The following is a 13570-nucleotide window of genomic DNA, read 5'->3' as shown; positions in this document are numbered from 1 at the left end:
GTTGATAGATGAAAAAAGGAGTTTTCCGTTACAGGAAAGCTCCTTTTCACACTACTTATTACCAACCTCTTGTACAACTACTTGATTCTTTCCCAACTCTTTTGCAAGGTATAAACCAATATCAGCCCGATTAAAAAGATTCGGCACCTGATCCTCTCTATTCCTCGTCCAATAGGAAACCCCACAGGAGATTGTCACTTGCGGATTTGTATTTTCATAGACAGCTTTCACTAATCTATTCGCTACACGAGCTCCTACTTCCAATGGTGCACCCGGAAGATAGATTGCTAGTTCTTCTCCTCCCCATCGTGCCCCAATATCAGTTTGTCGAATATTTTGGTTAATTAATTTTGCTACTTGTATTAAGATTTCATCACCAATTTGATGTCCATATGTATCATTGACTACCTTAAAATTGTCAATATCTAATAGGAGGAATGTTCCTTCTTCATCATTCTCCATGGATCGTTGGATTGTATCATTTAAATAGTTTTTTGCATATAGTTGTGTCAAATGATCTGTTATTACCATCTTTTCCAATTCCTCTCTTAACATTGAATTGGTGACAGCTAATGTTGAATGATGAATTAAAGACTGAAATAATTTAAACATATCAAATGTAAAATAATAGGGTTGTTCATTTAAAACAACACAGAACCCTTTAATGGTTTCCCCTTCAATCATAGGTACAGCCATTAATGATGAATAAGGAGATAAATGTTCCATTTGCTTTTTAACATTACTAAAAATAATTGATTCCTTTCTTTTCATCATTACATCTGTAACAAAATCAAGATATGCCTTACCTTGGGATGTTGTAAAAAAATCATGACTCCCATCCAAAATCGTTCTTTTTTCTTCATTTAATAAAAAATATCCAGTAATATTTGTGTGAAATGATTTTAATATTTGTGAGTTAAGAAAATGTAAGGTTTCATCTAATCTTGCTGATGAATTTAATCGATGTGACGTCTCATTAATCAACTGTAGATCCTCAACTAATCGTTGAGATTGTTCATATAATTTAGCGTTTTCCAATGCACTTCCACCTGTATTTGCAAGTAAACGAATAAATTCTACTTCGCTATTTTGAAAAACAAAGGAAGAAAAGGTGACTACTTGCAATACACCATAAACACCTTGTTTACCGCTTAATGGGGCGTATAGCATCGTTTTTTGCTGAGGTTTTTCCACAATATTGGTTTCCCCATTTAGAAAGGATTTCATCACAGCTTCGTCTGCGTCATCGAATTGAATTTCTTTTATCGGTAAATTCTTATCATGTTTAGTATCATTCGACAATAGTAAAGTATATGTAAAGTGCGGAAAAACTCTTCTAAGTGTATTTATAATTTCATATAAAATCGCATCCACATCCATTGAATCATGAAATGTTTCAGTCACTCTAAATAATTCTTTAAATTTCTTTTCCTCTTCCACAATACAAGAGATGCTTTCTAAAACACTAATAAATTTTCCACTCTCATATATAAAAGAAGTTTGATGCGGGGCAATATATTTTTTCAGACTATCTTCATTACTACATAAAAACAAACAGCCAACTTCTTGTCCCTTATATATAAAATTAAATGCAGAATTAAACCCCTCAAAAAGCATTGGATATTCCACAAGCTTTTTTCGATCAACATAATTAGATTCACTAAACAAAGACTGTATTATTTCTTTATTTATACAATTTGGATACTCAATCTCTTCATTTGAATATGTATATTCCAAACAAAGCTGATTATTAATTTCCTTCTTTCTCTTATAAAAAACTGCTTTTCTGACTTCCAAACACTCTACAAGGATGGATATCCATTCAGTAATTCTTTTATCTTTAGGAGCTTCCATTAAATCAAATAGTCTAGATTTATAATATAATAAGAAATTTTGTACGCTAAGATTCATTTTTTATCACCTATAGAATCAATTTCAAATTTTAAATTTCAATAATAATCCTTAATACCTATTTATTTCCGAATTTCATCTAGTACTATTATACTATATTCTATTTTTTTTGCATTATCTTCTTAACAATTTATTATTAAGCTATTCAAGCTAACTTGACTTTCTAATTTATCCATCATATAATACTCTTTGTGTAAAATAATGCAGCCTTTGCGGACAACTTTATGATCGTATGTTGTTCCCGTTTTAGATTCTATTTCTAAAATGAGGTGTATCGCGTAACCCTCTGCTGCTAGGGCGATGGTACATGAAAACAATATACACTTAATTTTTGTTCACACCTGGTTTTTATTTTATACAAAATAAAAACAATGAAGGAGGAGTCTTAAATGGCTCGTTATACTGGTCCAAGTTGGAAATTATCACGTCGTCTTGGCATTTCTTTAAGCGGAACTGGTAAAGAACTAGAAAAACGCCCTTATGCACCAGGACAACATGGTCCAAACCAACGTAAAAAATTATCTGAATATGGTCTTCAATTACAAGAGAAGCAAAAGCTTCGCCATATGTATGGAGTAAATGAACGCCAATTCCATAACACTTACTTAAAAGCAGGAAAAATGCAAGGTAAGCACGGTGAAAACTTCATGATTCTTCTTGAATCACGTTTAGATAACCTTGTATATCGTCTAGGTTTAGCACGTACTCGTCGTCAAGCACGTCAGCTTGTTAACCACGGTCATATTCTTGTTAATGGTAAGCGTGTTGATATTCCATCTTACCGCGTAGCACCTGGTCAAACAATTGGTGTTCGTGAAAAATCTAACAATTTATCTATCATCAAAGAAGCAATCGAAGTTAATAACTTCGTACCTGAATACCTTACTTTTGATGCAGATAAACTTGAAGGTACTTTCACTCGTTTACCAGAACGTTCTGAATTACCAGCAGAAATTAACGAATCATTCATCGTTGAGTTCTACTCTCGTTAATAGTAATCTTAAAAGCCTAGAAAACATTGATAAATCAATGTTTTCTAGGCTTTTTGTGTTTTTTAGGTTTGTAGAATAATGTATTCTCATGTAATTGATTGGAGGTCTTTTGGGGCTCCTTTTCTAATAAGTGGACAGATGAGATCCATTCATTTTATACTGCTTCCCTCCTTATTTTAGAACATTTTGAATAAGTGACGATCCTTGTTAAAGCATGTGGCCCATTATCACAAGGTGGTCATGAATCATTGAAACTAAGGAGTTAATAATGTAGTAGGTGTTACTGGATCTATAAATGCGATAAAGATTTTAATAAATGGAGAAACAAAATAAACCGTCCACGCGGGCGGTTTTAATCTAAAATCTTAATTTCTATAACATCGGTGAAATTTATATACTCAAATTCAGATTTCATTGTCTTTATCTTAATTTGCTTGGATAAAGGATCTAATTTAATGACTCTTCCAATACTATTTTTTATAAAACCCAGATCAAATATACTGAATTCCAGCAGCAACTTATATTCTTGTGCATACTTTATCCGTTCTTCAAACTCCTGAACCTGGTATTCATCAATCATTGGTCTACTTTGTCTATTTAGATCCACTTTCATATCCTTTAACATCTTGATATGTTCGGGGAGCATAAGTGATACCCATTTCTTATTACCTCTGTCACGAATCATGCTTTATGACCCCCAACAAGTGCTGAACGTTTCAGTGATGTTCCAGCTTCAGTAAAAGATACAGCTCTCAATAATGCTGCGGAACCAAAGCGATCCCTTATTTTATCTACAACATAACCTAAGTCATGTAATTTCAATTTATCAGGCTCAAATAAATTTAATTGTAATGTCACATCATCAGTGATTTTTGAAAGTGTTATTGATATTTGACGTACACTTTTCCCCTCATAAAATTGATGAAAAAGCTTTAAACACTCATTATAAATATCCATTGTAACATTAGTTGGTTCATCAATAGTATGTGATCGATGAAATCCCCCTCCAAAATCAGAGTCACTGTATCCGATGCCTAAGCTTATTGTCCGTCCTGCCTTTTTAGCAGATCGCGCCCTACGTGCAACTTCCTCGCACATTTCCAATATCACCGCCTTAATTTCATGCTCTTCTTTATAGTCACGAAGGAGTATTTGTCCTTTTCCATAACTTATTTGCCCTTGTAAAAGTGGTGCACCTAGATCAGATAAATCTACTCCCCAGGCATGATGATAAAGTTGGTTTCCAATTATTCCAAATTTCTTTTCTAACATTTCCAAAGGATACTTTGCTAATTGTCCTACATTAAAGATCCCCATTCTATTTAAATTTCTTTCCATTCTCCTCCCTATCCCCCACATTTCACTTAATGGAGACACTGGCCATAGTTTGGATGGGATATCTTCGTAGGTCCATACAGCAATACCACTTGGTACTTTTTTAGATTGTAAATCTAAGGCTAATTTTGCCATAAGCATATTAGGTCCAATCCCAATAGTGCAAGGCAAACCAAAATTTTTATAAATCCCATCTTTGATCATCTGTGCAATTGTATAAGCATTACCAAAAAGATTTTTCAATCCATCGACCTTAATAAAGCTTTCATCAACAGAATAAACATGGATATCTTCCATTGGAGCATACTTATTAAAGATTTTTATGATTTCTGTAGATATTTTTAAATATGAAGACATTTTAGCTTCTTCTATTACAATTCGCTTATCATCCGGAATATTAAAAAGCCTAGAAGATGCTGATTTAACACCAAATTCTTTTTTTAATCGTGGTGAGGCAGCAAGCACAATACTACCAGGTTGCTCTTTGTTACCAACTACAGCAAGATAACATGTCATAGGATCCAATCCTTTCATTACGGCGCTGCAGCTAGCGTAAAACGACTTCATATCAATACAAAGAATTTGATTATGTGGAAGTTCATCGTAATTAATCATTATTAAGCCCCTTTTCTAAGATGTTTATGATGTTTTCTAACAGGGCCAATCGATAAAATGTTACTCATACTAAAAGTGCGAATCTGGTTTCTTGTATAGCAATATGCACGAAAATAATCCTCTCCAACTTTCTTCACTTTGATAATACGTTGAGTGATCTCACCTTTATTGGACAGATAGATCATTTCAAGCCTTTCACCAGCAGTTGAAGCTTTATGAAGTAACCCTTTCATCGATTGTCCCTCCTATTTTCTAATGATGGGCAGTTGATACCTGCAGTATATCCATAAAAGGAATCTTTATTGTTTCCATTTTACTTTCCACATGTAATATATTAATTTTGTTTGAATATCCATTTTAGTGATGGTGCCTTTTCGTTTGTTGAACTCCCCCTTCCTTCCACACTTTTAAGGTTAACTAAAGTTTTGTCTTGATATGTTTCAACAAACATACTCTCTAATTCAAATTCATCGTGAGTAGGTCTTTGAGGTTTAGTTTTTTAGGAATTTTTACCCCTATTATTTATTACCTCCACATAATACGAACTATTGTTCTTATTATATGCGAACAACTGTTCTTTATTCAATGTTTTTTACTGGAAAATAAATAGAAATTATTTGGGAGTAATGGTATAAATTTTTATAGATACCAAGTAAATAGGAGTAGACGAAAGAGATATGCGTAATGGATATAGACATTAGTATTAGTAACATAGTCTAATACGGAATTTTTTAGTTAATTACTTTAATTTAGGCTCTTTTCTCATAGACTTATGAAATGGAAGGGGCTGAACTTAGGTCTCACTTTGAAAATGAATTCGAAAGAAGGAGACGCGAATTGAAGAAAACCTTGACGACGACTTCTTTGGCGACTTCAAGGGAACAAGAATAAGGAACTTATAAACAGTGTTTTAAAGAGTTAACTGGCTCTTTTTTAGGGAAAGCTATTTATGTATTGCATTAATTCTTTATAGTTACTAAGTATATATAAATCTGAAACATAATTTTCTTTTTGGAACTGTTTGTTTTTTTGAGTAGCATTGGGATTATAAACATCTTTTCAACTAAACACAAGAATAATACGGTATAGGGTTCTAGAGTATTTGTCTTACTAAAAATGGGTAGTAGTGCTAGTACATATGACCAGGCCACATTATAGATAGCGAATATAATAATTGTGAAAAAATGAATAAGGAGGAATTTTAAAATGGAAAGAAGGCGAAATAATAATACAAATGTTGATGTTGACACAGATATTGACAATCGTTTAAGAAATCAATCCGAATCAGAGGCTGAGTCAAATGTACGCAACTTTGATAGAAATACCAATATAGCTCGTGCAACAGTAACAAACTCAGGTAATTCAAGAGTAGATGTTCGTTTAAACAGCAGAAGTAATTCGAACGTTAGAGCTGAACAAGAACAAGAAAACGACCAGGATCAAGACCTTAATATTGATATTGATGTTGATGTTGAAGAGAGACGTAGACGTAGAGAATTCGATGAAAGTTTTTAACTTTTTTACCATGGATGGAGTTTTTAACTTCATCCTTTTACAATACAGGTTAAAAAATGTACATTAAAAGGGGCTTTCGCTTGAATTACTGGCAAAGCTTTTTTTTATTTTAGTATAGGTTTATCAATTACTAACTAACTTTATTAAACTACGGGGAGCAAGAGCTAAAGAAGATTAAGACGTTACGGAGATTTTTTTGTTCCCCGATGGGGTAGGTTAGTTTCATAATTTCCCCTGCACTCTTTCCTTTAAAGCGATATTGATTAATAAGAATAATTTATAAAAACATATAAAAGACGCTGAATATTCTTAAAGCCAACGTCCGTTTTTTGTTTCCTAAAAAGTTTTTTAAAATGACTTACATTAACAAGGAAACTTTTTTATCTTTATTCTCTTAAGTAATTCCTTCACTTCTGTATACCTTTTCCGTAAAATTGTCAAATGTCTTTTCGCATTCCTCAAAACGTGTTATTGCTTGTTTTTGCAATTGGCATTGAAAGAAGTCTCTTTTTTTTATTTTTATTAACCAATTTTTTAACCGTCGTAATTCAACTTCATTCTCTTCAATTTCACGGAATGAAAAGTTGGCTTTCTTTGTTTCATTTTCTATTTCATTTAAAAACTTTTCCGATTCCTCAATAAATTCCTGATATTCAAGTGTACGTTCTTGATTAAATTCATCTAAAATTGTTTCTTCGGATTTTGTAGATAATTTTTCAACTTCTAAAAGAGTAATTTCTCCACCATTTTCAACAATAAGTAATTCTAATTTTTTTAATCTTTTAAGTAGCTCTTTCGTATTTGGACAAATGCAGACAGATTGTTGAATGTAATGAACCCCTATTGATTTAAGATTTCTCCATACCCTAACTCTAATTGAAGACGGTTCAGAAGGAATTTTATATGCAAAAATAATCCAACCATTGAATCCCATAAAGTTTAAAACCCCTTAAGTGAATTTTTCTTTTATTTTACCACAACTTTAAAAGTGTAACATCTGTTGCATTATCAAATATCATAAGTTACACTTTTATTATAAAAGAAGCATCTTTATTGGAGGATACATACGTGGGGGAAGCAATTGCGAAATTAAAATCTAAAGCGAATAAAATAAAACAAAATATTTTTGTATTAATAGAAGCATCCAAACACCCCCGAACTCCTATATTAGTAAAATTCTTATCCATTATTGTCGTAGCATATGCATTTAGTCCAGTTGATTTAATTCCTGATTTTATTCCAGTGCTAGGTTATTTGGATGATATTATCCTTATCCCACTAGGAATTATCTTAGTATTGAAATTGATACCGAAGGATGTCCTTCAGGAATGTTGGAATAAAGTAGAGAAATTAGAGAAGATAAACTACAAAAATTGGATTGCTGGAACAATCATCATACTCCTGTGGATTGTGGTTTTATTTTGGATTGTAACTCTATTCATTCAATAGGAGTGAGAACATTGGAACTTATATTAAAGAGGTTAAATGTTAAGGGATATTTTATTGATATTAAGAAAAGGATAATAAAAAAATAATCCGACCAACGGATATTTTATACCTATCATTCTCTGTTTTATTTATAAGTATATTTGATATTGTGACATCATCAATTCTTTTTGAAATCTTTAAAAACTATGGTCATGTTACCACTTTCATTTTTAAAATGAAGTCCCCACTGTTAATTGTTTTATCAGTGTTGTAATTTTTATTTTTTCAATCATTTCTTGGATAATACAAAAAGTTAAAAGTTTATTAACCTTTATTCATCCCAACGAAATCATTTCATTGGGCATTACTAATAATAACCTTTGTTATCAATAGTGATTTTATATTTTACAATGATAAATTAAATATTCTTTCCAGGTGGATGATATGTGGAGTAGCATAAGGTTATTTTATTGAACATTGTGGATACTTTAGCATTTTTATTGTTTAAATTGGAGATGTAAATTGATGAATGAAATGATCCAGTTATTAAATCATTATGGATATATTGTTTTGTTCTTATCACTTTTGTTGGAACTTATAATCGTCCCTATTCCTAATGAAGCACTAATGAGTTATGTAGGTGTTCTTTGCTATCAAGGGAAAATGAATATCATTCTTTCCATTCTCTTTGCAGGGGTTGGTGGCGTGGCAGGAGCTACTATATCTTATTGGATAGGATATAAACTTGGAGTTCCGTTTTTCAGGAAATTTGGTCACTATTTTCACATGGGCCCAGAAAAAATGGAAAGAATGTCCAGGTGGTATGGGAAGTATGGAAAAGTTTTACTAATTATTTCTTATTTTATTCCTGGAGTCAGACATATTGCCAGTATTATTACTGGTGTGATTAAGCTACCATTTGTTTCATTCTGTATCTTCTCCTATATTGGAGTTTTCCTTTGGGTAGGGACATTCATAACTCTGGGGAATGTTTTCGGACCTCAATGGGATCAATATCAAGGCGAAATAAAAAAATGGGTAGTATTGTTCAGTATCGTAATCGGTTTTTTTGCACTTATCTATTTTATATTTAGAACAAATAAAAATTATATTAAAGAATCGATAGTTCTACTACATCAGGCTGCTTTTAGAAGGTTTAAAAGTTTTTTAAAGATAAAGTTTTTAATTTTGTTCATCTTCATTTTATTTATCACCTTTTTTACGTTAATGGTTGGATTAATTCAAGATCTAATCAGTAATGAATTTGGCCATTTAAACATCATAGTAAATACCCTTATTTTTACAATATTTAATGTTCATTGGCATTGGATAATGTATTCTGTATTTTCCCTTTCATCTTGGAAGGTCTTGGGTGCAATTGCACTATTAACAATAGTTGTAATCTTTATTAATAGAAAAAATAAATGGCTTGAGTTGACCTTTTTTGTTTCAACATTAATTGGGGGGGTTCTTTTTTCAAAAGGAATTCGATGGATATTTCATTACATGCTTAGTAAAAATAAGATCAGTCCTGATTTTCCAAATAGTGAAGCAGCGCTTTTTGTGATGACCTTTGCTTTTTTCTTTATTATGATGATGCGCCATAGCAGAAATTATTTTTATATAGGTGCAATGTTTTTTGTGTTTATCTTTATTTTAGCCGGGTATTTTATTAGTGCAATTTATGTTCATCATCTCAAACCAAGTGATTTATTAGCAGGTTATGTTTTTAGCGCAGTTTGGGTCACTGGTATGGTATTTACAATGGAGATGTTTCGTTTATTATCTCTAATAAAAAGCGATTTAACTAAAGATAAATGATGTGAAAATACAAATTCTTATTTTATATTGATATATAACCGTTGTTAAATCTAATAATTTAACTTTTTTATTAAGTTTGCGAAAAAATGTACTTAAACTGGAAGGGGCGTTAGTTAAATAAGAAAAAGCCCCTCTCTATTGAGAAGAGCTCATTTTTTTGTTCAATTAATTTATTATTTAACTCTCAATACTTGTCCTACATAAATTGTATAATTCGCATCAAGATCATTCCAATCACGTATCTGCTGAATAGTGCTTCCATACTGTCTACTTAGTGAATATACTGTATCACCCGCAATAACAGTGTGATAAACTGCCCCACCCTTCTTTTGTAAATTAAAAGCTTTAGCTAAGCCATTCACATGACCACGAGCTACATCTGTTATCCAAGAATCACTTTTCATTTTTGCCGCGTCATTAGCGTTATCAATAAATCCATTTTCAGTTAAAAGAGCAGGCATATTAGATTCACGTAGTACATGAAGGTTACTTTGTTTTTTCCCTCTATCCGATAATTGATTAAGTTTCATTACTTCATTATGAATAGTAGATTGATAAGTAGTTGTCGGAGTACCTACTCCAGGATAAACAAAGCTTTCAAATCCAGTTCCACCCCCAGCATTAATATGAATGGACAAGAAATAGTTAGCTCCCCATGAATTGGCTGCATTTGTACGGTCACTTAATGTTGGATACGTATCCCCAGTTCTAGACATAAGAATAGATACATCACTGTACTCATTTAAGAGAAAATCCCTTATTTTTGTAGCAATCTTTAAAGTAATATCCTTTTCTTGAATCCCATTACCTACTGCACCTGGATCACTACCACCATGACCTGGATCTAAAAATAATTTAAACATTTAGCATCTACTCCTTTAATATATAAAATGATTTTCCTTACTATTTGGTACAGGCTATCTGACAAAAAAATTGATTGATTACTTAGTAACCCTCTAGCTTTTAAAACTTCTCTTTGTTTCTTTCCTTTTGCAGTAAGTTTTTGAACCAAACCATTGAAGCAGTAAATCCACCTGATAAAACTACTATTGTTCTTCCTCTGTTCCTGGTTTTTCATAAAGTCTGAAACCCTCTAGAAACTAATTCACTAAAATAGCCAATATGACTGTACCTTTAACCATTGACCTCACCTCCTTTCAAGCAATAAAAAAAGACGATTACTCTTTGAATGGTAATCGCTCCTCCATGTCATCTAATTTTGTTATAATGATGTCGTACTTTGTACTAAACCTTTTAATGATTTCATTCTGATTATCAATCGTTTGATACAATTGTTTTTCTCTTTCTTGGCTTTCCTTTCTTGAAGAATAAAAAAGCCAAACAAATAGGACCGCAAAGGGTCCTTGTGTTAAAAAATATTGTGCTAAACTTGCATCCATATGATATCACCACCTATATAAAAAATAGCCTTGATCGATTCAAAGCGTTGCTGAGGTCTTGGTGTATGTCTTAGCCTGGTATGATTCACATTCAGTTAGAGATGCACTAATTACCATTCCAAATGACAAAGTTTAAGTAGCGCTAATACATAACCCGCCTCCATATAAAAAAGCACCCAAAAATGAATGCTTTACATTTCTATATGACTTAAACACGGGTAAGGATTTGCACCTTACATGAAACTAGGATTAAAGGGAGAACACCATAATATAGATTTATAGTGTTAGTTTCTTATCCCACCTTGCCAAGCGTCTACCTATTCCGCCACCGTGTAACTGTTACTACCTTTTCTTAAAGATCATTAGAAATTCAGTAAATAACTTATACTGAACGCCAAGCAAACCATTTTTTTTCTTTTGGATCAGTTCTTCGGCTTTGAAGTGTATTTTTGCTCCAATGATACGGAATTGCTAGCTGCAATGCATTCCAATCACTATGTTGAATATGGAGAACAGCCCAAGCACTTTCTGTATTTGGTGCACCAGCAGATTGACCGTTGATCCAGTAGATACCATTTTCTTTTAAATCATTCAAACTAGTAACAACTTTAGTTTTTGGAGAGAATTCACCAATTGAATTAGTTGTATCATCAAGTTTCTTTTTCACTTCACCGATATCTTCATGAATATTCGCAAGATCTATATCTCTAGGGATTTGCATTTCCTTAGAAAAATATAGAAAATCCGGAACATGTCTTTCAGTAAAACCATTATCGTCGATAGGCGTATTCATTAAATGTCCTCGAATAACAGTTTCTGTAGAACCACCACCATCAAGCATATAGGCAAACTGTACATTTTTCGCTAAAAGGATACGAATGACATCCTTATCTAACATTCCTGCTTGGTCTGGTTTTCTCCCTTCACAAGTAAAAAACACCAAGTCTTTATTGGCCATTTGTCCAATGACTTGTCTAGGATTTCTTACAGAACCATTTGCGTTGGTATCAAGTATACTTTGTGAAACAGCAACACCATTAGAAATTAACGGAGTGAAAGCTGTCAATGCATTCACACACCCATCAGCAAGCATTTGCTGAGCGGAAGTACCAGGATTATAGTATGTTAGAGTATTATCAGCTTTAATTCCTAAAGTATATCTTTGAAGGGTTTTATTCTCATTAAGAATCTGTGAATTAAAGATATGAGTACCAGTAATTTCATAAGTTGTCGTATTGAAAATTGAAGCATTCACAGCAAAAGTAACTCTATTATCATTAGCAAATTTCCTCACAGAAATAGCCTTATTATCTTCAGTAGTTGCAGGTGCAAAACCTCTTTTTAATTTAATTAAATTTCCATCTGAGTCCTTATTTTTTACCGTTGTTATCCAATAGTCCGTTCCAGACGTAGCATCTCTTTCTTTGACAACTTTAATATTTTGTACAAATGCAGAGCTATTAAGTATTGTGTTTACATCCTCTTGTTGTAATTCAGTAGTATAGATTTCCATAATTATCTCTCTCCTTGTTGTAATAATGTTTTTTACGAGTAACCTATTTAGAATTTATTTCATAACCTCACCTCCTTAAGGCATAAAAAAAGCACCCAATACTTTGGATGCTTTCCCTTTTTATACTCTCTTTTCTTTTAGAACAGTAGCTTAAAATAAACAATGTTCTTGCTCCATTCCTTTAATGGGTCTTCATTTCCCATTGCCCAAAATTCTTTTAATATTTTACTCTTGATGGTTAGTAATGTTAATTAATGCCCTTCCTTTTTGCGGTGTAATCGCGAATCATCCTGATTCATTTCTTAGGGATTATGAAAACAATGTAACCGGTAATGGAGTAAAAAGAAAAGGAACCAACGATTGCTGGCTCCTTTGATCAATTGTCTATGATATAAATTTAACACATAAATCCCCTTTTGTTCTGTCATTTTCCTGCCATAGTTCTGCCATTATTTTAAATTAATTTCAAAAAGCAATGAATATTAATGTAATTCGCATGATGATATATTATTATATTTTTTGACTTTATCTCAAATAGTGCCTGTAACAGAAAGTAGATAAATTAGGTTTGTTCATGCCTATGATTAGAAATATCTCTTTTATAAACTTCTAATCGTAAGACAAATGCCAATTTATAAATAGCTCTTGATTTAATTCTGTGGTAAGTTCTTTCGCTTAAATTCATGTTATTGTAAACTTCATAATCATAAACATCATCTTCGGTCATATATCGATCTATTAAAATGGCTCTTTCTTTATACCCAAGGCGATTCACAGCCATACTAATGCGTCTAATGTATTCACTTCTTTCCCTTTCATAATCAGCATTAGCAACAGCAGCATCTTCTGTTGAAGAATAAAATTTATTTGTTTTTGCAGGCGGTACAATTGAGAAATCTTGAGTTACTTTCGGTAAACGATCTAATTCTTGAGTAAGAAGCATAATACGGTATTTTTCTAATGCTTTTTCTACATTTTTCTTTGTTTCTACGCGATTAATTTGATCTAATTGAAAATCTAACTGTTTCATTTTATCACCC

13 protein-coding genes are annotated in these 13570 nt (G+C 32.2%); 4 read left to right on the top strand and 9 right to left on the bottom strand.

What is annotated here, in order from left to right; genetic code table 11:
- Window positions 1-51 precede the first annotated feature (51 nt).
- Window positions 52-1911 (bottom strand): sensor domain-containing diguanylate cyclase, encoded by a 1860-nt coding sequence (locus NST63_RS07890; RefSeq protein WP_341041760.1) that lies wholly within the window; start codon window positions 1909-1911, stop codon window positions 52-54.
- A 389-nt stretch (window positions 1912-2300) separates the two neighbouring features.
- On the opposite strand from NST63_RS07890, the gene rpsD reads away from it, so the two are divergent.
- The gene (gene rpsD / locus NST63_RS07885) at window positions 2301-2903 is read left to right on the top strand and encodes a 30S ribosomal protein S4 (RefSeq protein ID WP_058006060.1); all 603 of its coding nucleotides are present in this window, start codon (window positions 2301-2303) and stop codon (window positions 2901-2903) included.
- A gap of 352 nt (window positions 2904-3255) precedes the next feature.
- Here rpsD and NST63_RS07880 read toward each other — a convergent pair whose 3' ends face one another.
- From NST63_RS07880 to NST63_RS07870, 3 genes are read right to left on the bottom strand one after another with little or no spacing between them, the layout of a single operon-like run.
- On the bottom strand, window positions 3256-3588 hold the full coding sequence (locus NST63_RS07880; protein WP_341041759.1) for a YolD-like family protein: 333 nt from the start codon (window positions 3586-3588) through the stop codon (window positions 3256-3258).
- Window positions 3585-4853, bottom strand: coding sequence for a Y-family DNA polymerase (locus NST63_RS07875; protein ID WP_341041758.1), 1269 nt, complete (start codon window positions 4851-4853; stop codon window positions 3585-3587). The genes NST63_RS07880 and NST63_RS07875 overlap by 4 nt, the downstream gene beginning before the upstream one ends.
- Before the next feature lie 2 nt (window positions 4854-4855).
- Window positions 4856-5086, bottom strand: a complete 231-nt coding sequence (locus tag NST63_RS07870) for a WYL domain-containing protein (protein WP_212943469.1) — start codon at window positions 5084-5086, stop codon at window positions 4856-4858.
- A 973-nt stretch (window positions 5087-6059) separates the two neighbouring features.
- Here NST63_RS07870 and NST63_RS07865 point away from each other — a divergent pair.
- Window positions 6060-6368: a hypothetical protein gene (locus NST63_RS07865; protein WP_341041756.1), complete on the top strand. Its 309-nt coding sequence runs from the start codon at window positions 6060-6062 to the stop codon at window positions 6366-6368.
- A 394-nt stretch (window positions 6369-6762) separates the two neighbouring features.
- Here NST63_RS07865 and NST63_RS07860 read toward each other — a convergent pair whose 3' ends face one another.
- The gene (locus NST63_RS07860; protein WP_212943471.1) at window positions 6763-7302 is read right to left on the bottom strand and encodes a Chromate resistance protein ChrB; all 540 of its coding nucleotides are present in this window, start codon (window positions 7300-7302) and stop codon (window positions 6763-6765) included.
- 134 nt (window positions 7303-7436) lie between these two features.
- On the opposite strand from NST63_RS07860, the gene NST63_RS07855 reads away from it, so the two are divergent.
- Together NST63_RS07855 and NST63_RS07850 are read left to right on the top strand one after the other, a co-directional pair.
- Window positions 7437-7817, top strand: coding sequence for a YkvA family protein (locus NST63_RS07855; RefSeq protein WP_212943472.1), 381 nt, complete (start codon window positions 7437-7439; stop codon window positions 7815-7817).
- Between the two features lie 504 nt (window positions 7818-8321).
- A complete protein-coding gene (locus tag NST63_RS07850) occupies window positions 8322-9617 on the top strand; it encodes a VTT domain-containing protein (RefSeq protein ID WP_212943473.1) in 1296 nt (431 codons plus the stop codon).
- 173 nt (window positions 9618-9790) lie between these two features.
- Here NST63_RS07850 and NST63_RS07845 read toward each other — a convergent pair whose 3' ends face one another.
- The 4 genes from NST63_RS07845 to NST63_RS07830 all read right to left on the bottom strand — a co-directional run bounded on the left by NST63_RS07845 (window position 9791) and on the right by NST63_RS07830 (window position 13560).
- Window positions 9791-10480 (bottom strand): N-acetylmuramoyl-L-alanine amidase, encoded by a 690-nt coding sequence (locus tag NST63_RS07845; protein ID WP_212943474.1) that lies wholly within the window; start codon window positions 10478-10480, stop codon window positions 9791-9793.
- Between the two features lie 315 nt (window positions 10481-10795).
- On the bottom strand, window positions 10796-11017 hold the full coding sequence (locus tag NST63_RS07840) for a BhlA/UviB family holin-like peptide (protein ID WP_212943475.1): 222 nt from the start codon (window positions 11015-11017) through the stop codon (window positions 10796-10798).
- 382 nt (window positions 11018-11399) lie between these two features.
- Window positions 11400-12530 (bottom strand): phosphodiester glycosidase family protein, encoded by a 1131-nt coding sequence (locus NST63_RS07835; RefSeq protein WP_212943477.1) that lies wholly within the window; start codon window positions 12528-12530, stop codon window positions 11400-11402.
- A 562-nt stretch (window positions 12531-13092) separates the two neighbouring features.
- Window positions 13093-13560, bottom strand: coding sequence for an ArpU family phage packaging/lysis transcriptional regulator (locus NST63_RS07830; RefSeq protein ID WP_341041754.1), 468 nt, complete (start codon window positions 13558-13560; stop codon window positions 13093-13095).
- Between the last annotated feature and the right edge of the window lie 10 nt (window positions 13561-13570).

Source organism: Heyndrickxia sp. FSL W8-0496 (assembly GCF_038007825.1).
In the GTDB taxonomy this organism is placed as follows: Bacteria; Bacillota; Bacilli; order Bacillales; family Bacillaceae_C; genus Heyndrickxia; species Heyndrickxia oleronia.
The sequence above is the reverse complement of the archived record's forward strand: the minus strand, read 5'-3'. Positions and strand labels throughout refer to the sequence as shown.

Bases quoted from the DNA above. Each gene is read 5' to 3' on its own strand.
- NST63_RS07840 (WP_212943475.1), bottom strand. From the start codon at position 11,017: ATGGATGCAAGTTTAGCACAATATTTTTTAACACAAGGACCCTTTGCG.
- NST63_RS07830 (WP_341041754.1), bottom strand. From the start codon at position 13,560: ATGAAACAGTTAGATTTTCAATTAGATCAAATTAATCGCGTAGAAACA.
- NST63_RS07875 (WP_341041758.1), bottom strand. From the start codon at position 4,853: ATGATTAATTACGATGAACTTCCACATAATCAAATTCTTTGTATTGAT.
- NST63_RS07860 (WP_212943471.1), bottom strand. From the start codon at position 7,302: ATGGGATTCAATGGTTGGATTATTTTTGCATATAAAATTCCTTCTGAA.
- NST63_RS07880 (WP_341041759.1), bottom strand. From the start codon at position 3,588: ATGATTCGTGACAGAGGTAATAAGAAATGGGTATCACTTATGCTCCCC.
- NST63_RS07850 (WP_212943473.1), top strand. From the start codon at position 8,322: ATGAATGAAATGATCCAGTTATTAAATCATTATGGATATATTGTTTTG.
- NST63_RS07865 (WP_341041756.1), top strand. From the start codon at position 6,060: ATGGAAAGAAGGCGAAATAATAATACAAATGTTGATGTTGACACAGAT.
- NST63_RS07845 (WP_212943474.1), bottom strand. From the start codon at position 10,480: ATGTTTAAATTATTTTTAGATCCAGGTCATGGTGGTAGTGATCCAGGT.
- rpsD (WP_058006060.1), top strand. From the start codon at position 2,301: ATGGCTCGTTATACTGGTCCAAGTTGGAAATTATCACGTCGTCTTGGC.
- NST63_RS07890 (WP_341041760.1), bottom strand. From the start codon at position 1,911: ATGAATCTTAGCGTACAAAATTTCTTATTATATTATAAATCTAGACTA.
- NST63_RS07870 (WP_212943469.1), bottom strand. From the start codon at position 5,086: ATGAAAGGGTTACTTCATAAAGCTTCAACTGCTGGTGAAAGGCTTGAA.
- NST63_RS07835 (WP_212943477.1), bottom strand. From the start codon at position 12,530: ATGGAAATCTATACTACTGAATTACAACAAGAGGATGTAAACACAATA.